The sequence below is a fragment of the Reyranella sp. genome, assembly GCF_965279625.1.
Taxonomy (GTDB): domain Bacteria; phylum Pseudomonadota; class Alphaproteobacteria; order Reyranellales; family Reyranellaceae; genus Reyranella.
Window position 1 is genome coordinate 5,493,374 of record NZ_OZ257251.1, and the last position, 16,345, is coordinate 5,509,718.

General features: G+C 67.4%; 15 protein-coding genes. 9 read left to right on the forward strand and 6 right to left on the reverse strand.

The features are described 5' to 3' along the window. Positions 1 to 52 precede the first annotated feature (52 nt). The gene (locus tag ACQY78_RS26695) at positions 53 to 673 is read left to right on the forward strand and encodes a class I SAM-dependent methyltransferase (protein WP_428681003.1); all 621 of its coding nucleotides are present in this window, start codon (positions 53 to 55) and stop codon (positions 671 to 673) included. Further along, positions 670 to 1,299 carry an NUDIX hydrolase gene (locus ACQY78_RS26700; RefSeq protein ID WP_428681005.1) on the forward strand — a complete coding sequence of 210 codons (630 nt, stop codon included), beginning with the start codon at positions 670 to 672 and terminating at the stop codon, positions 1,297 to 1,299. The genes ACQY78_RS26695 and ACQY78_RS26700 overlap by 4 nt, the downstream gene beginning before the upstream one ends. On the opposite strand, the gene ACQY78_RS26705 is transcribed toward ACQY78_RS26700, so the two are convergent. Next, the gene (locus ACQY78_RS26705) at positions 1,296 to 1,748 is read right to left on the reverse strand and encodes a MaoC family dehydratase (RefSeq protein WP_428681007.1); all 453 of its coding nucleotides are present in this window, start codon (positions 1,746 to 1,748) and stop codon (positions 1,296 to 1,298) included. The two genes, ACQY78_RS26700 and ACQY78_RS26705, sit on opposite strands and share 4 nt — an antisense overlap. Then, positions 1,745 to 2,239, reverse strand: a complete 495-nt coding sequence (locus ACQY78_RS26710; protein ID WP_428681009.1) for a GNAT family N-acetyltransferase — start codon at positions 2,237 to 2,239, stop codon at positions 1,745 to 1,747. The genes ACQY78_RS26705 and ACQY78_RS26710 overlap by 4 nt, the downstream gene beginning before the upstream one ends. Before the next feature lie 61 nt (positions 2,240 to 2,300). Between ACQY78_RS26710 and ACQY78_RS26715 the strand changes: the two genes are divergently transcribed. Beyond that, entirely contained in the window at positions 2,301 to 3,284 is a 984-nt protein-coding gene (locus tag ACQY78_RS26715; RefSeq protein WP_428681011.1) for a Bug family tripartite tricarboxylate transporter substrate binding protein, read from the forward strand. Here the strand turns inward: ACQY78_RS26715 and ACQY78_RS26720 are convergent. Genes ACQY78_RS26720 through ACQY78_RS26730 form a run of 3 tightly spaced genes read right to left on the reverse strand, consistent with a single transcriptional unit; the run spans position 3,281 to position 5,333 of the window. Further along, positions 3,281 to 4,339, reverse strand: a complete 1,059-nt coding sequence (locus tag ACQY78_RS26720) for a YeiH family protein (RefSeq protein WP_428681013.1) — start codon at positions 4,337 to 4,339, stop codon at positions 3,281 to 3,283. The two genes, ACQY78_RS26715 and ACQY78_RS26720, sit on opposite strands and share 4 nt — an antisense overlap. Continuing rightward, positions 4,332 to 4,553 (reverse strand): biotin/lipoyl-binding carrier protein, encoded by a 222-nt coding sequence (locus ACQY78_RS26725; RefSeq protein ID WP_428681015.1) that lies wholly within the window; start codon positions 4,551 to 4,553, stop codon positions 4,332 to 4,334. Before ACQY78_RS26725 ends, ACQY78_RS26720 begins: the two co-directional genes overlap by 8 nt. Positions 4,554 to 4,571: 18 nt before the next feature. Further along, positions 4,572 to 5,333 (reverse strand): hypothetical protein, encoded by a 762-nt coding sequence (locus ACQY78_RS26730; RefSeq protein ID WP_428681017.1) that lies wholly within the window; start codon positions 5,331 to 5,333, stop codon positions 4,572 to 4,574. Positions 5,334 to 5,410: 77 nt separating this feature from the next. Between ACQY78_RS26730 and ACQY78_RS26735 the strand changes: the two genes are divergently transcribed. The 4 genes from ACQY78_RS26735 to ACQY78_RS26750 are packed head-to-tail and all read left to right on the forward strand — an operon-like array spanning position 5,411 to position 10,080. Further along, positions 5,411 to 6,013, forward strand: coding sequence for a tRNA-uridine aminocarboxypropyltransferase (locus ACQY78_RS26735; RefSeq protein ID WP_428681019.1), 603 nt, complete (start codon positions 5,411 to 5,413; stop codon positions 6,011 to 6,013). Positions 6,014 to 6,030: 17 nt separating this feature from the next. Beyond that, positions 6,031 to 8,187 carry a thiamine pyrophosphate-dependent enzyme gene (locus ACQY78_RS26740; RefSeq protein ID WP_428681021.1) on the forward strand — a complete coding sequence of 719 codons (2,157 nt, stop codon included), beginning with the start codon at positions 6,031 to 6,033 and terminating at the stop codon, positions 8,185 to 8,187. Further along, complete coding sequence (locus tag ACQY78_RS26745) at positions 8,180 to 9,682, forward strand: indolepyruvate oxidoreductase subunit beta family protein (RefSeq protein WP_428681023.1); 1,503 nt, start codon at positions 8,180 to 8,182, stop codon at positions 9,680 to 9,682. The genes ACQY78_RS26740 and ACQY78_RS26745 overlap by 8 nt, the downstream gene beginning before the upstream one ends. Beyond that, the gene (locus ACQY78_RS26750; protein WP_428681025.1) at positions 9,679 to 10,080 is read left to right on the forward strand and encodes a PaaI family thioesterase; all 402 of its coding nucleotides are present in this window, start codon (positions 9,679 to 9,681) and stop codon (positions 10,078 to 10,080) included. The genes ACQY78_RS26745 and ACQY78_RS26750 overlap by 4 nt, the downstream gene beginning before the upstream one ends. A gap of 112 nt (positions 10,081 to 10,192) precedes the next feature. Here ACQY78_RS26750 and ACQY78_RS26755 read toward each other — a convergent pair whose 3' ends face one another. Beyond that, positions 10,193 to 11,788 carry a GMC family oxidoreductase gene (locus ACQY78_RS26755; protein ID WP_428681027.1) on the reverse strand — a complete coding sequence of 532 codons (1,596 nt, stop codon included), beginning with the start codon at positions 11,786 to 11,788 and terminating at the stop codon, positions 10,193 to 10,195. A gap of 166 nt (positions 11,789 to 11,954) precedes the next feature. On the opposite strand from ACQY78_RS26755, the gene ACQY78_RS26760 reads away from it, so the two are divergent. Then, a complete protein-coding gene (locus ACQY78_RS26760; protein WP_428681029.1) occupies positions 11,955 to 15,155 on the forward strand; it encodes an efflux RND transporter permease subunit in 3,201 nt (1,066 codons plus the stop codon). Continuing rightward, entirely contained in the window at positions 15,145 to 16,326 is a 1,182-nt protein-coding gene (locus ACQY78_RS26765) for an efflux RND transporter periplasmic adaptor subunit (RefSeq protein ID WP_428681031.1), read from the forward strand. Before ACQY78_RS26760 ends, ACQY78_RS26765 begins: the two co-directional genes overlap by 11 nt. Positions 16,327 to 16,345: the final 19 nt, after the last annotated feature.

Here is a 16,345-nt window from a genome sequence, read left to right on the forward strand (position 1 = left end):
GAGCGGCTGCTTTTTCCTGTCGACCTGGAGAAGCGTCTGTTAGCGTTCCGCCATGCCCCCGATCGAGACCCGTGACGACCTCGGCTCGCGCGCCGGCACCGCCCTTTTCCTGAAACGCTGGCTGCGCCGGCCGTTTGCGGTGGGGGCGGTCGTGCCGAGCGGGCGGTTGCTGGCAGAGGCGATGGCCCGGACAACCCTCGCCGAAATGATGGGCCGTGAGGGCCATGTGATCGAACTGGGCGCCGGGACGGGCGAAGTCACCAAGGCACTGCTCGCCGCGGGCATCCCCGCCCAGCGCCTTGCGCTGGTCGAGCGCGACCCCGAACTCGCCTCCTTCCTACGCCGGCATTTCGCCGGACCGCAGATCGTCGAGGGCGATGCCGCCCGGCTACCCCGGATTTTGGCGGAGCAGGGGATCGGCACCGTGTCGGCCGTCGTGTCGAGCCTGCCGCTGCTGTCGCTTCCCGCAGATGTCGTGCGCGGTATCGTGGAGGGTGTGTTCGATGCCCTGCCGCGCGGCGGCGCCCTGGTGCAATTCACCTATGGTCCGGCGCAGCCGGTGCCGCGCAACCTGTCCCAGGCACTTCGGCTCGTCGGCACGCGCGGCCCCCGGATCTGGCGCAACATACCGCCTGCCGTGGTCTGGACGTTCCGGAGACCCGCCGGCTCGTGAGCCCGATTCCCTTCGATGAGGCCTTGCGCGCCAGGGTCACGCAGCATCTTGGCCGCTTCGATCTGCGCCGCCGCATCGATGCCGGCGGGCTCAAGCGCGCGGCCGTGGCCATCGTCATCGCCGAAGCCGACGAGCCCGGCGAGGCGGCGTTCCTTCTGACGCGGCGGACGCCGAAGCTGCGTGCCCATGGCGGCCAGTGGGCCCTGCCGGGCGGGCGGGTCGATCCCGGCGAGACGATCGAGCAGACCGCCCTGCGCGAGCTGCACGAGGAGTTGGGCGTGCTGGCCTCCACCGACGACATACTGGGGACGCTCGACGATTATCCGACCCGGTCGGGCTACCTGATCGCGCCGGTGGTGGTCTGGGCGTCCGGCGTCACGCTGACGCCCAATCCTTCGGAAGTGGCGGGGGCCTACCGGATCGGCTGCGCGGAGCTGTTCCGGGAGGGCTCGCCGGAGATCTTGGCGATCGAGGAGTCCGACCGTCCGATCATCCGCCTGCCGCTGCCGGTCGCCACGGTGAATGCCCCGACGGCGGCGGTGCTGTTTCAGTTCCGGGAAGTGGCGCTGGCCGGCCGCGACACGCGGGTCGACCACTACGAGCAGCCGGTCTTCGCCTGGCGCTAGGCAGCGGCGCGCCGCTTCAGGAAGACCGTCGTCTCCTGTTCCATGACCTGCTCGCCGCGCTGGTTGATCGTGACCTGGCGCAGCCGCGCAATGCCGCGGTCCGGCTTTGAGGTGGAGGGCCGGAGCTGGACGATGTCGGACACCACGCGCAACGTATCGCCGGGCCGGACGGGACGGGGAAACTGGACCTCGCCGATGCCGGGTGAGCCCAGGCTGCAGGCGCGGAAGATGCCGAGATCGAGCCACAGGCGCAGCGTCGCCGCCATCGTGTGGAGACCGGACGCGATCAGGCCGCCGAACGTCCACTTTGCGGCGAACGCGGGATCTGTGTGGAAGGGCTGCGGATCCCACTGTCGCGCGAAATCGATGATGGCGGCCTCGGTGATCGTCATGCCGCCGCTCATGAAGCGGTCGCCGACCTTGAAATCCTCGTAGAAGCGATCGGTCAAAGGACCAGCTCCATGTAGACGGTGCCGGGCACCGGACTGGGGTAATAGGGCGCGATCTCTGTGAAGCCCATCGTCCGATAGAGCTTGATCGCTGCCTCCATTTTGGGACCGATTGTGTCGAGCCTGAGACGTCGATGACCGCAGGCGCGTGCAGCCTCGACGATTCGCAGCGCAAGCTCGCGGCCGACCGAGTTTCCGGTCTCGGAGCGTTCCCGGCGGAAGCCCGGCCGGACGTAGAGCCGCTTCATCTCGCCGATCCCGGGCTCGAGTTGCCGGAGCGCCACGGTGCCTGCCGGTTCGCCATCGACCCGAGCAAGCAGCAGGGCACCGCCTGGCGGGCCATACTTTGCGCCAAGGTCGGCGAGTTCTGTCTCGAAGTCCTGGTAGTCGAGGGAGAAGCCGAGCGATCCTGCATATTCCCGGACCAGATCGGCTATGGCGCCGTGGTCCACCGTATCGCGGGGCGGAGCGATATGAATTCTGCCTGTCATGCGGTCATTTTCGGGGGCCTGTGGTACCCTGTCACTCGAAACGAACTGGGAGGTTCCAGAAATGAATCCGACGCGTCGCCATGTCATGGCGCTCGCAGGAGCGGCAGGCGCAGCGCTTGCCGGACCGGCCATCGCGCAGTCTGCGTGGCCCAACAAGCCCGTACGCTTCATCGTACCTTTCCCGCCGGGACAGGCCGCCGATATTTTTGCGCGTCTGATGGCTGAGAAGCTGTCGGAGAAGTGGAAGCAGCAGGTCATCGTCGACAACAAGGCGGGGGGTAGTGGTATCCCCGCCACCGAGTACGGCAAGATGGCAGCGCCCGACGGCTACACGCTGATGGTCGTGTCGAGCGGCACGTTCGGCGTCAATCCCAGCCTCTATCCCGACTTGCCCTACAAGCCGCTGACGGACTTCCTGCCGATCTCCAACATCTTCCTGGTACCGCTGGTGATCGTGGCGCATCCCAGCCTGCCGGTGAACACGCTGCCTGAGCTGATCGCGCTCGCCAAGAAGGAGCCGGGACAGCTCTCCTACGCTTCCGCCGGTCCTGGCACCTCGCAGCATCTGGCCATGGAGCTGTTCAAGCTCAAGGCCGGGGTCGACATCGTGCATATTCCCTACAAGGGCAGTGGGCCGGCGATGGCCGACCTGCTGGGTGGACACGTCAAGCTGATGATGGACAGCACCGCGTCCGCGCTCAATGCCATCAAGGACGGACGCATCAAGGGGATCGCCGTCACCACGTCGCGCCCCGCGCCACCGCCGCTCGACAAGATCCCGCTGATCGCGGCCACCATCCCGGGCTTCAATGCCGCCGGCTGGTCTGGACTCGCGGCACCGGCGCGCACGCCGCTCGAGATCGTGGCGAAAGTCAGCCGGGACATCCAGACGCTGTTGAACGACGAGGCGGTGATCAAGCAGATCGAGCAGCGCGCCGCGCTACCGGCCCCCGGCACGCCCATTCAGTTCGCCGAGTTCATCAAGAACGAAATCGACACCTGGGGCGAGGTCGTGAAGGCGACCGGCACCAAGCCGGGGAATTAGAGTCCCGCGGCCCGCAAGCCGTAGATCAGGCCGACGACCAGCAGGCCGACGAAGATCGTCTCGGTGATGAGCAGCATCACCGGGGCCATGCCGATGCGGACCAGCGCCAGCAGCGACGTCTTCATACCCAGCGCCGCAATGGCGGTGATGATCAGGAAGGCGGAGATCTGGCCGACGGCATCGCGGACGGCGGCAGGAATGATGCCCAGCGAGTTCAGCGCGGCGAGCGCCAGGAAACCGAACAGGAAGACCGGTGGCGTCGGGCGTGCCGAGGTCTGCGGACCGCCGCTCCTCGCCACCCACCAGGCGATACCGGCGATGGCCGGCAGCAGGGCCGCCACACGCAGCAACTTCGTGATGATCGCGTCGCTCAGCACCTGCGGGCCCATCGTCTGGCCCGCGCCCGCAACCTGCGCCACGTCGTGGATGGCGCCGCCCAGGAAAACGCCCATCTCGAACAGCGAGAAGCCCAGCGTCTCGCGCAGGGTTGGGTAGATCACCATCACCACCGTGCTGAGGAAGTTGACGCCCATCACCGTGAAGGCGAGGTCGCGGTCGGAGTTCTCGTGCTTGGGCAGCACGGCCGAAGCGGCCATTGCCGCCGCCGCCCCGCACACTCCGGTCGCACAGCCTGTGAGCAGGCCGAAATTCTGGCTGAGGCCGAACAGGCGCGACACCCAGGCGCCGAACACGATGGTGCCTCCGACGGCGGCCACGGCGACCACGATCGGCAGCGCACCGCCTTCGACGAGATTGCCAAGGGTCAGGCGCGCCCCCAGCAGGGCAACGCCGATACGGAGCAGCGTGCGCCCGGCGAACTCAAGGCCGGGCTTGAGCACGGGCTTCGCCGACAGCGGCTGCAGCGCCATGCCAATGACGAGGGTGAGGATCAGCGGTGGTACCCAGACCGCGCCGAATCGTAGAAGGCTCCTCGTGTCGGCGTAGTAGGCGACGGCGGCAATGGCAGCGCACAGGGCGATGCCTGGGGCGGAACGGCGGAGATTGTCGGGCGCCCAGAGCTTCGCGAGGTCGGCGGCGACGGCGCTGTTACGCATCGAGCACGGCCACGAGCTGGCCTTCGCCGATTGCCTCGCCTTCGCTGACCTTGAGTTCCTTGATGACCCCCGCTTTGGGCGACAGGACGGGAATTTCCATTTTCATCGATTCGAGGATCATGATCTCGCCATCGGCTTCGATCCGATCGCCCGCCTTGACCTGGATCTTCCAGACATTGCCGGCGATCTCCGACTTCACATTGACGACGGCCATGCCCCAAGCGTCTCCCGTTCAGCTTTGCCGAGCTTTTTCTGCCAGTGCGCGCGTCAGTGCAAGCGCGGAGCCTCCCACGCGCGCGCCGAGCCGGTATGCGGTTGTGTTGACGTCGGAAATCGTTCCGTCCTGCAAAGTGGATCGCCCATCTCCGATGCGTGCCGACTGCGCAGCGACTGCGATGGCGGCGATCTCATCCTTGTCGAGTTCGGGCAGGGCCAGCACGCCACCGCGGTCGGCGCCGAAGCCTGCGTCGTTGAACATCAGCAGCATTGCCCGGAAGGGCGCCGTCGCCCTGTATGAGTTGAGCGCGGCGTGACTGCCGGTCGCGACGATCCGACCGCGATCCTGCGGCAGCAACAGCGTCGCCGAATCGGCGCAGACGGCACCCTCGATCTCGTGGCGGCTTTCGCCCTTTGCGGGTGGCATCGTGTGCGGCCACGGCGCCCGCTTGAGCAGCTCGGCCGCGTCGCGGGCCGGCATGCCGGGGATCACGCCGCAGGCGGTGGCGAGGCCATTGGCGCGGCTGATGACGCCGCGCGCTTCCAGATCCGCCCCGTCGCCGATGCGCGCGCTTTCCGTTGCCACCGCCGCCATCGCCATGCCGAGCTTGTCGGCGTAGGCGAGGCCACTGACGCCGGCTTCGTCCTTGCCGATGCCGGCATCGTGGTGGATCGCGGCGCGGCATCCGAATTTCGCCGACATATAGGCGGCATAGACCGCGGCATGGCTTGCGCCGATGACGACCGCGCCGTCCGCTTCAGGGGGCAGCTTGGTCACGCTATCGAACACCAGGACCGGAACGTGAGGAGGGACGGGCATCGCGCAACCCTAGCCGGGAGGCTATACCCTCGGCCATGACTCAGCCGGTGGACAACAAGGTCACGATCCTCGTCCTGCAGCATCCGCAGGAGCAGGACCGTGTGCTGGGCACGGCGGGCCTGCTGGTGGGTGGGCTCGCGAATGCCAAGGTGGTGGTGGGCTTGTCCTGGCGAAACCTCGCCCATGCGCTGGGCGGCGAGGCGGCCGAGCCGCGCGATTGGGGCGTGCTTTATCTAGGGTCGACGCAAACCAAAGGCCAGACGACCCCGCTGGTCGCGATCGATGGCAAGGGCCAGCCGCTGCCTGACCAGGAAGCGGCGCGCGCCGGCTTGAAGGGCTTGATCGCGCTCGACGGCAACTGGGCGCAGGCCAAGGCCCTTTGGTGGCGGAATGCCTGGCTCACCAAGCTGCGCCGCTTCGTCGTGGTGCCTGACGGTCCCTCGCTCTACGGCGAGCTGCGGCGCGAGGCGCGGCCCGATGCCGTCTCGACCCTGGAGGCGGTGGCGCTCTCGCTGCAGGTGCTCGAAGGCGATGCTGCGGTGCGGGAGAAACTTCTCGTGCCGTTTCGCGCCCTGCTGGCGAAGGCGCGGCGCGAGGGCGTTCGCGATTCCAAACGGGATCGTCGCGTCCGGCGTTAGCCCCTATACTTCGCGCCATGCTCGACCAGCCGGCGGCCCAACTTCCCGTTTCCCAGCGGACCAATCCCGAGCGCTCCTTCACCGAGGAGGTACGGGCCCTGCGCTTGGGCGACGGCGAGATTTTCCGCGGCGAGGGAATCCTGGCCGTCACCAAGGCGATCCTGCAATCCGGCGTCGCCTATGTCGGCGGCTATCAGGGCGCACCGGTCTCGCATCTGGTCGACGTGCTGGTCGAATCGCAGGACCTGCTGGACGAGCTGGGCGTCCATCTCGAGACCTGTACCAACGAATCCTCGGCGGCGGCGCTGCTCGGCGCCTCGATCAACTACCCGATGCGCGGCTGCGTGACCTGGAAGTCGATCGTCGGCACCAACGTGGCGGCCGACGCGCTCTCCAACCTCGCCTCGCCCGGCGTGATCGGCGGCGCGCTGATCGTGGTCGGCGAGGATTATGGCGAGGGCGCCTCGGTCATCCAGGAGCGCACGCAGGCCTATGCGCTGAAATCCTCGCTCTGGCTGATGGACCCGCGGCCCTCGCTGCCGACCATCGTGCGCTGCACGGAGAAGGCCTTCGAGCTTTCCGAGGCGACTAACACGCCGGTGATGATGGAACTGCGCATCCGCGCCTGCCACGTCACCGGTGAGTTCGTGGCCAAGGACAACGTTCCGCCGGCCATTTCGCGCAATCATCGGCTCGCCGAGCCCGCCGCACACAATTACGACCGCATTTCGCATCCGCCGTCGACCTATGCGCACGAGAAGCTCAAGGTCGAGGTCCGCCAGCCCGCCGCCGAGCGCTTCATCGTTGAGCACGGGCTGAACGAACATCTGCCGGGCGAGCGGTCCGATCTCGGCATCATCGTCCAGGGCGGCATCACCAACGTGCTGGTGCGCGGCCTCGACCGGCTGGAGGTCGAGGGCAAGATCCCTACGCTGGTGCTCAACGTCACGCACCCGCTGGCGCCCGACCAGATCGCCGACTTCTGCAAGGGCAAGCGCGCCGTTCTGGTCGTCGAGGAGGGGGCGCCCGACTACATCGAGCAGGCGATCCACGTCCTGCTGCGCAAGCGCGACATCGACACGAAGATCTATGGCAAGGACGTGCTGCCGATGGCCGGCGAGTACACCGCCGAGGTGGTGACCGAAGGCCTGCTGAAGTTCTTCGCCCAGTCGGCCAACGACATCGACCTGAGCGGCCCGCGCGAGCGTTTCGAGGCGGCGCGAGCCGGACGCGCCGAGGCGCAGCGCCTGCTGGGTGGGCCGCTGCCGCTGCGGCCGCCGGGTTTCTGTGTCGGCTGCCCGGAGCGGCCGGTCTTCTCGGCGATCAAGCTGCTCGAACGCGAGGTCGGCAAGGTCCATATTTCGAGCGACATCGGCTGCCACTCCTTCGCGACCCTGGCGCCGTTCAATCTCGGCAATTCCATCCTCGGATTCGGCATGTCGCTGGCGGCGGCCGGCGCCGTGGCCCCGGTAATGCAGAAGCGCACGATCTCGGTGATGGGCGATGGTGGCTTCTGGCACAACGGCCTGCTGAGTGGCGTCGCCTCGTCGATGTTCAATCGCGGCGACCGCGTGCTGGTCATCATGCAGAACGGCTACACCTCGGCCACCGGCGCGCAGTTCATTCCCAACACATCGGGCAACCGCCGCGATGGCGAAACGACGTCCGACATCGCCGCGACCCTGAAGGCGATGGGTGTCGGATGGCTGCGCACCATCCGCACCTACAATGTCGGCACCATGCTCCAGACGCTGCGCGAGGCGATGAGCACGGACGACAAGGGCCTCAAGGTCATCGTCGCTGACGGCGAATGCCAGCTCGCGCGCCAGCGCCGCATCCGCCCGCAGATCGCGGCTCAACTCAAGCGCGGCGAACGGGTCGTGCGCACGCGTTACGGTGTCGACGACGAGGTCTGCACCGGCGACCATTCCTGCATCCGGCTCTCCGGCTGTCCCTCGCTGGTGGTGAAGCCCAGCCCGGACCCGCTGCGCAGCGATCCCGTGGCGAGCGTCAACAACGGCTGTGTCGGCTGCGGCCTGTGCGGCGAGGTGGCGGATGCCGCCGTTCTATGCCCGTCCTTCTACAAGGCCGACATCGTGCAGAACGCGACCTGGTGGGATCGGCTGAAGTGGAAGGTGCGGACGAAGGTCATCGGAGCGATGGCAGGTGCCTAAGCCCGTCACCATCCTGATCGGCGCGCTGGGCGGCGATGGCGGCGGCGCGCTGTGCGACTGGATTGTATCGGCGGCGCAGAGCCGCGGGCTTGGCGTTCAGGCGACGCAGATTCCCGGCGTCGCGCAGCGCACCGGCGCCACCACCTACTATGTCGAGGTGATGCCGGCAGGGGCTGCCCCTTCGTCGGTGCTGGCGCTCAATCCGGCGATCGGCGAGGTCGACGTCGCGCTGGCGACCGAGCTGCTGGAAGCCGGCCGCATGATCTTCAACGGCTTCGTGACGCCCGACCGCACGACGCTCATCGCGTCGACGCATCGCGTGCTGGCGATCGGCGAGCGCATGGCGATGGGGGACGGCAGCTTCGATGTCGGCCGGCTGCTGCGCGCGGTGAAGGAGCGCAGCCGCGAGCAGATCCTGTTCGATATGGACCAGGCGGCCGAGGAGTCCGGCGGCGTCCTCAACGCGGTGCTGCTGGGCGCGCTGGCCGGCTCGGGCAAGCTGCCGATTCCCGACAGCGCCTTCGAAGCCGCGATCCGGCAGGCGGGCAAGTCGATCGACACCAACCTCGCGGCCTTCGCCTTCGGTCGCGGCCATGCGCGCGGCGAACTGGAGCAGGCGGTGCGCGAGCATCGCAAGCGGCAGACCTCGGTGCAGGGCGCCGAGGACCTGGTCGATCGCGGGAGACGGAGTTATCCGGCCGCCAGCCTCGATGTCGTGGAGGAGGGCATCCGCCGTCTCACCGCCTATCAGGACCGTCGCTACGCCGCGCTCTATCTCGACCGACTCGACACGGTCCAGGCGCTGGGCTCGGCCGAGCTGCTGCGCGAGGTCGCGCGCCATCTCGCCGTGCGCATGTCTTTCGAGGACGTGATTCGCGTGGCCCAAGCCAAGACTTCGGCCGAGCGGGTCGCGCGCGTGCGGGCCGAGGTTCGTGCCAAGGATCACGAGCCGCTGGAGGTCACCGAGCATTTCAAGCCGGGCATCGAGGAGATCGCCGCCCTCCTGCCGCCGTCGCTGGCGGGGCGCCTTCTGAATTGGGGGCAGCGAACCGGGCGCGTCGGCAAGGTCTACTTCTCGATGCATGTGCGCACGACCACCATCCTAGGGTTCGCGCGGCTGCGCCTCGTCGCCGGCCTGCGTTGGTGGCGGCCACGCACCTCCCGCTATGTCGAGGAGCAGGCCGAGATCGAGCGTTGGCTTGGACAGATCCGTGCCGCTGCGCCGCTGGGACTCGAGCTCGCGCGTGAGATCACGGAATCCGCGCGTCTCATCAAGGGCTATGGCGACACCCACAGACGCGGGCTCGGCAACTACCGCCGCATCGCCGACGAGGTGATTGCCCCCGCTCTGGCCGGCCGGATAACGCCGCGCGCCGCGGCCGACGCCGTCGCCAATGCACGTGTGGCGGCGCTGGCCGATCCCGAAGGCGATTCGCTTTCGAAGACGCTGGCCGCCATCGCGGCAGCGATGCCGCTGCGGCAGGCTGCCGAATGATCGACGTCTCTGCGCTGGCAAGGCGGGATGCCTTCACCCTCGGCCTCGGCATCGAGTTCGTCGAGGCCTCTCTCGGCCGGGCCGTGACGCGGGTTACGATCGAGGAGCGCCACCTCAACTTCAATGGCGTGGGCCATGGCGGTCTCACCTTCACCCTGGCCGACGCCGCCTTCGGCTATGCCTGCAACTCGCAGGGCGTCGTCTCGGGCAGCATCGACGCGCACATCGTCTACAGCGTCGCTGTCCGCCTGGGCGACGTGCTGACCGCGACGGCCGTCGAAATCTCGCGCTCCAGCAAGGCCTCGAACTATCGCATCGACGTGCTGCGCGGCGACGGCAAGCTGGTCGCCGCAATGACCGGCACCGCGCTCATCAGCGGCAAGCCGGTGGTTGGCTAACGACATACAATTCATGTCATCCTGAGCGCAGCGAAGGATCTGACGCCAGCAACGGAGTCCGCTGGTCGCTCCGCAAGGTCCTTCGCTGCGCTCAGGACGACAGGGCTCTTTGCTAAGCAGCGCCCTTCAAGATGTCCGCCATCTTTTCGCCGACCATGATTGAAGGCGCGTTGGTGTTGCCCGAGGGCATGGTCGGGAAGATCGAGGCGTCGGCGACGCGGAGGCCCTGGATGCCGTGGACCCGCAGCTTGTCGTCAACCACGGTGTTCGGGCCCTCGGGGCCCATGCGGCAGGTGCCGATCGGGTGATAGGCAGTCTGCGAGTTGTTGCGGATCCAGGTGAGGATCTCCTCGTCGGATTGCACCGACGGGCCGGGCGAGAACTCCTCGTCGCGGTAGCGATCCATGGGGGCCGCATCGACGATCTTCCGCATCATGCGGAAGCCGGCCGTCATCGCGTCCTGGTCGATCCTGTCGGCCAGGAAGTTGAAACGGATCGCCGGATGCGCCTTGGGATCGGCCGAGCGGATGTGGATCGAGCCCAGGCTCTCGGGGCGGAGCTGGTAGCAGGCGATCGTCATCGACGGAAAGTCCTGCAGCTTGCGCGTCTTCGGGTCCTTGATCGAATAGGGCACGAGATGCATCTGCACGTCGGGCGTCTCGAGCTCCGGCCGCGTCTTCAGGAAGCCCAACAGCGGCGCCGAGGGCAGGCTCATGAAACCGCCGCCGGTGGCGAGGTACTTCATCATCTGCGTCACCGCGCCGATGCCGCGCGCCATGTGGTTGTAGGAGACGCTCGCCACCTTCAGGCGCCAGATGATGCGGGCATTGATGTGATCGCGGAAGTTCTCGCCGACCGCCTTCAGCTCGTGTTTCACCTCGATGCCGTGCTTCTTCAGCAGCTCCGGCTGGCCGATGCCCGAGAGTTCGAGGATCTGCGGACTGGCGACGCCGCCGGCCGAGAGGATCGTCTCCTTCGCCTTGGCCTGAATCGTCTTGCCGTCCTTCTCGTACTCGACGCCGACGCAGCGCTTGCCCTCGAGCAGGACGCGCAGCGTGTGGGCGTTGGTGACGACGTGCAGGTTCGGCCGCTTCATCGCCGGCTCGATGTAGCAGTGCGCCACGCTCATGCGCCGGCCCTTGTAGATCGAGGTCTGCGTCTTCACGACGCCTTCCTGGTCCTCGCTGTTGTAGTCCGGGTTGGTCTTGAAGCCGGCGGCCTTCGACGCCTCGAACAGCGCGTCGTAGAGCGGGTTCTGGTCGGGAACGGTCGAGACCTTGAGCGGCCCGTCGGTGCCCCGGCCGTTCGAGCCGTCGCCGTCGACGAAGTTCTCCATGCGGGTGAAGAGCGGCGCCACGTCGCGCCAGCTCCAGCCGCGGCAGCCCATCTGCGCCCAGGTGTCGAAGTCGAGCGGCTGGCCGCGGACCCAGACCAGGCCGTTGATCGAGCTGGAACCGCCCAGCACCTTGCCGCGCGGCACCGGGATCACCCGGTTGGCCGTGCCGGGCTCGGGCTCCGACTGGTAGAGCCAGTTGGCGGCCGGATTGTCGATCAGCAGGCCGAAGGACAGCGGCATGCGGGAGTAGGGGTGGCTGGCCGCGCCGGCCTCCAGCAGCAGCACCTTGTTGGTCGGCACTTCCGTGAGCCGTGCCGCCAGGGCACCTCCCGCCGAACCCGCGCCAACGATGATGTAGTCGTACTCGGCCATTTCCCCTGATCTCCCCGGGCATTCGCTGTCATGCAAGCGTAGCGCACCGCCATGCAGATGACAGGGGCAATCTCGCCTCGACAGGTCAGAACAGCCATGTTCCGATGGGCGAGCCGCCACGGCTGGGGAGCGCAGCGGCTCACACTTGGGTGGAAGTACAGCCTAGATGATTGGTTTGGTCCGGGTCGCGCTCAAGCGTCCCTATACGTTCGTCGTGATGGCGCTCTTGATCCTGATCGTCGGGCCGCTCGCGGCCCTTCGGACGCCGGTCGACATCTTCCCCGAAATCCGCATCCCCGTCATCGCCGTGGTCTGGCAGTACACCGGCCTGCCGCCCGACCAGATGTCGGGCCGCGTAATGCTGAATTTCCAGCGCTCGCTCACCACCACCGTCAACGACATCGAGCATATCGAGGGCACGTCCTATACCGGCGTCGGCATCGTGAAGGTGTTCTTCCAGCCGGGCGTCGACATCAGCATCGCCAATGCCCAGGTCACCGCGATCGCGCAGACCGTGCTGCGGCAGATGCCGCCCAACATCACCCCGCCGCTGATCCTGAACTACAACGCCGCGACCGTGCCGATCATCCAGCTGGCGCTGGCCGGCAAGGGCGTCTCGGAACAGGCCGTGTTCGACCTGGCCATCAACACGGTGCGCACGCCGCTGGTGACGGTGCCGGGCGCGGCCATTCCGTTCCCGTTCGGCGGCAAGTTCCGCCAGATCCAGATCGACCTCGACCCGGCGGCCCTGCAGGCGCGCGGCCTGTCGGCCGCCGACGTTGCCAATGCACTGGCGGCGCAGAATCTGCTGACGCCGGTCGGCACCCAGAAGATCGGTGGCCACGAGTACGCCATCCAGCTCAACAACGCCCCGGTCGACTTCAACGCCCTGGCAGATATCCCCGTGTTCGCCGCGAACGGCACCGTCGTCTACCTGCGCGACGTGGCACAGGTGCGCGACGGCAACCCGCCGCAGCAGAACATCGTCCATGTCGATGGCGGCCGGTCGGTGCTGCTGGCGGTGCTGAAGAACGGCGCCACCTCGACCCTCGCGATCATCGCCGGCATCAAGGAACGCGTGGCGGAACTGAAGAAGGCGCTGCCGGAGAACGTGTCGCTCGCGATCCTGGGCGACCAGTCGCTGTTCGTCGAAGGCGCCGTGTCGGGCGTGGCGCACGAGGCCGTGCTGGCCGCGGTGCTGACCAGCCTGATGATCCTGCTGTTCCTCGGCAGCTGGCGGTCGACGGTGATCATCGCCATCTCGATTCCGCTGGCGATCCTGGGCTCGATCGCGCTTCTCGCGGCGTTCGGCGAGACCCTGAACATCATGACCCTGGGCGGGCTGGCGCTTGCCGTCGGCATCCTGGTCGACGACGCCACGGTGACCATCGAGAACATCAACTGGCATCTGGAGCAGGGCAAGGACGTCGAAACCGCCATCATGGACGGCGCCCAGCAGATCGTGGCGCCGGCCTTCGTGTCGCTGCTCTGCATCTGCATCGTATTCGTGCCGATGTTCTTCCTCGAGGGCGTGGCACGCTTCCTGTTCGTGCCGATGGCGATGGCGGTGATGTTCGCGATGGTGTGTTCTTTCGTCCTCTCGCGCACGCTGGTGCCGACGATGGCGAATTACCTGCTGAAGCCGCATGTCCTGCACGACCACGGCGCGGAACCGCCGCGCTCGCGCAATCCGCTGGTGCGCTTCCAGCGCGGCTTCGAGGCGCAGTTCGAGGGTCTGCGCGCCGTCTATCACGACCTGCTGGGGCTGGCGCTGCGCCACCGCCCGGTGTTCATCGTCTGCTTCATGGCCTTCGTGCTGGGGTCGTTCGCGCTGGTGCCGTTCCTCGGCCGCAATTTCTTCCCATCCGTCGACTCTGGGCAGATCCTGATGCACGTGCGCGGACCGATCGGCACGAGGGTCGAAGAGACCGCCAATCAGTTCGTGGCGATCCAGAAGGCGATCCGCACCATCATCCCCTCCAATCAGATATCGACGATGGCCGACAATGTCGGGATGCCGGTCAGCGGCATCAACATGGCCTACAACAATACCGGCACGATCGGGCCGCAGGACGGCGACATCCAGATCAAGCTGACGCCGGACCACAGGCCGACCGAGGCGTACGTCGCCGAGCTGCGACAGCGTCTGCCCGAGCTGTTTCCCGGCTTCACCTTCTCGTTCCTGCCGGCCGACATCATCAGCCAGATCCTGAATTTCGGTGCGCCATCGCCGATCGACGTGCAGGTCCGCACCTCCGATATCGGCGCCGGCTTCGAGCACGCCAACAGGCTGCTGGCGCGCATCCGCAAGATCCCCGGCGTGGTCGATGCGCGCATCCAGCAGGCGCGCGGCGCGCCGGTCTTCGCCGTCGACGTCGACCGCTCGCGTGCCCAGACCGTCGGCCTGACGACGCGCGACGTCACCAACTCGCTGGTCGTCAATCTCGCGGGCTCCAGCCAGGTGGCGCCGACCTACTGGCTCAATCCGGCGAACGGCGTGACCTACAACATCGTCATGCAGACGCCGCAGTACCGGCTGGATTCCCTGGCATCGCTCAGCAACCTGCCGATCATGGCGCCGGCCGCCACTCAGCTGCAGGTGCTGGGCGGCGTGGCAGACATCCGGCGCGACACCGCCAACGCCGTTGTCTCGCAGTACGATCTCCAGGGCGTGGTGCAGGTCTATGCCGCCGTGCAGGGCCGGGACCTTGGCTCCGTGGCGGCCGATGTGCGCGCCGTCGTGGCCGAGCTGGCGCCGCTTCAGTCGCCGCGCATCCGCTCGGTCAAGGTCCAGGGGCAGGTGAAGACCATGGAGTCGGCGTTCTCAGGCCTGCTGTTCGGCCTGCTGGGCGCCGTCGTCCTGATCTACCTGCTGATCGTGGTGAACTTCCAGTCGTGGAGCGATCCGTTCGTCATCATCACCGCCCTGCCGGCTGCCCTGGCGGGGATCGTGTGGATGCTGTTCGCCACCGACACGACGCTCTCGGTGCCGGCGCTGACCGGCGCCATCATGTGCATGGGCGTGGCCACCGCGAACTCCGTGCTGGTGATTTCCTTCGCCCGCGAGCGACTGACGGAGCTGGGCGATGCCACGGCGGCCGCCCTCGACGCCGGCTTCGTCCGGTTCCGCCCCGTCATCATGACCGCGCTCGCCATGATCATCGGCATGGCGCCGATGGCGCTGGGCATGGGCGAGGGCGGAGAGCAGAACGCCCCGCTCGGCCGGGCGGTCATCGGCGGCCTCATATTTGCTACGATCGCCACGCTGATCTTCGTCCCCGTGGTCTTCAGCCTCGTCCATCGAAATCATGGCAAGGCGGCCGACAAAGCACACGCTGCCGTCCCCGGAGCACCTCATGTCGCCTGATACCTCTCCTGCAGTGCCCAAGCCGCGGTCGCGCCGTGGGCTCGCCTTGTTCGGGATCGCCGCCGCCCTTGGCCTGGGCGCCGTCGTTGTCAACGGCATCTGGAGCCGGCAGGCCAGCGAAGCCAAGCTGAAGGAATGGACCGACACCCAAGCCGTGCCGACCGTCAGCGTGATCAACCCCACCACGGGGGCGAACAAGACGTCGCTCGACTTGCCGGGCCGCCTCGAGGCCCATTCCCGCGCGCCGATCTATGCCCGCGTCGGCGGATTCCTGAAGGCCTGGTACGTCGATATCGGCGCACCCGTGAAGGCAGGCCAGCTCCTCGCCGAGGTCGAGGCCCCCGATCTCGACCAGCAGCTCCTGCAGGCCAAGGCGTCGCTCGCGAGCGCCCAGGCCTCCGAGCAGCTGGCGACCGTGACGGCCGGACGCTGGCAGCAGCTCGGCGGCGCCAACACCGTGTCGCGTCAGACGGTCGACGAGAAGACCGGCGACCTCACGGTGAAGCAGGCCCTGACCAAGGCGGCGCAGGCCGCCGTCGACCGGCTCGAAGTCCTGTCGGCGTTCAAGCGCATCACCGCGCCGTTCGATGGCATCGTGACGACCCGCAACACCGATGTCGGAGCCCTCATCGGCGCGGAATCGAGTTCCGGCCTGGCGCTGTTCGTGATTTCCGACGTGAACAAGCTCCGCCTCAACGTCAGCATTCCGCAGAGCTATGTGCCGGCGGTGAAGCTGAACAGCGCGGTGCAGATCACGGTCCCGGAGTACCCCGGCAAGGTCTACAACGGCGTCGTCGAGGCGTCGGCGCGCGCGGTCGATGCCCAGACCGGCACGACGCGCATGCAGGTCGTGGTCGACAATGCCAACGGTGAGCTGATGCCCGGCGCTTTCGCCAACACCCGGATCGAGCTGCCCTCCAGCATGCAGTCGCTGGCCGTGCCGTCGGGAGCCCTGATCTTCGACCAGAAGGGCCTGCGCGTGGCCACCGTGGACGCCAACAGCAAGGTCGTCCTGAAGCCGATCACCATCGCACGCGACCTCGGCCAGATCGTCGAGATCGGCAGCGGCCTCACCGCCCAGGATCGCGTGATCGAGAGCCCGCCGGACGGGCTGGCGAACGGCGACCCGGTTCGTGTGATCGATACCGCGAGGCCTGCCGCCGTGCGATAAACTTCGCCGCCAACGGGGC

Excerpts from the sequence above, each read along its gene's own strand:
- ACQY78_RS26710 (WP_428681009.1), bottom strand. The coding sequence starts at position 2,239 with ATGACAGGCAGAATTCATATCGCTCCGCCCCGCGATACGGTGGACCAC.
- ACQY78_RS26765 (WP_428681031.1), top strand. The coding sequence starts at position 15,145 with ATGTCGCCTGATACCTCTCCTGCAGTGCCCAAGCCGCGGTCGCGCCGT.
- ACQY78_RS26760 (WP_428681029.1), top strand. The coding sequence starts at position 11,955 with ATGATTGGTTTGGTCCGGGTCGCGCTCAAGCGTCCCTATACGTTCGTC.
- ACQY78_RS26735 (WP_428681019.1), top strand. The coding sequence starts at position 5,411 with ATGACTCAGCCGGTGGACAACAAGGTCACGATCCTCGTCCTGCAGCAT.
- ACQY78_RS26695 (WP_428681003.1), top strand. The coding sequence starts at position 53 with ATGCCCCCGATCGAGACCCGTGACGACCTCGGCTCGCGCGCCGGCACC.
- ACQY78_RS26740 (WP_428681021.1), top strand. The coding sequence starts at position 6,031 with ATGCTCGACCAGCCGGCGGCCCAACTTCCCGTTTCCCAGCGGACCAAT.
- ACQY78_RS26720 (WP_428681013.1), bottom strand. The coding sequence starts at position 4,339 with ATGCGTAACAGCGCCGTCGCCGCCGACCTCGCGAAGCTCTGGGCGCCC.
- ACQY78_RS26755 (WP_428681027.1), bottom strand. The coding sequence starts at position 11,788 with ATGGCCGAGTACGACTACATCATCGTTGGCGCGGGTTCGGCGGGAGGT.
- ACQY78_RS26750 (WP_428681025.1), top strand. The coding sequence starts at position 9,679 with ATGATCGACGTCTCTGCGCTGGCAAGGCGGGATGCCTTCACCCTCGGC.
- ACQY78_RS26715 (WP_428681011.1), top strand. The coding sequence starts at position 2,301 with ATGAATCCGACGCGTCGCCATGTCATGGCGCTCGCAGGAGCGGCAGGC.
- ACQY78_RS26725 (WP_428681015.1), bottom strand. The coding sequence starts at position 4,553 with ATGGCCGTCGTCAATGTGAAGTCGGAGATCGCCGGCAATGTCTGGAAG.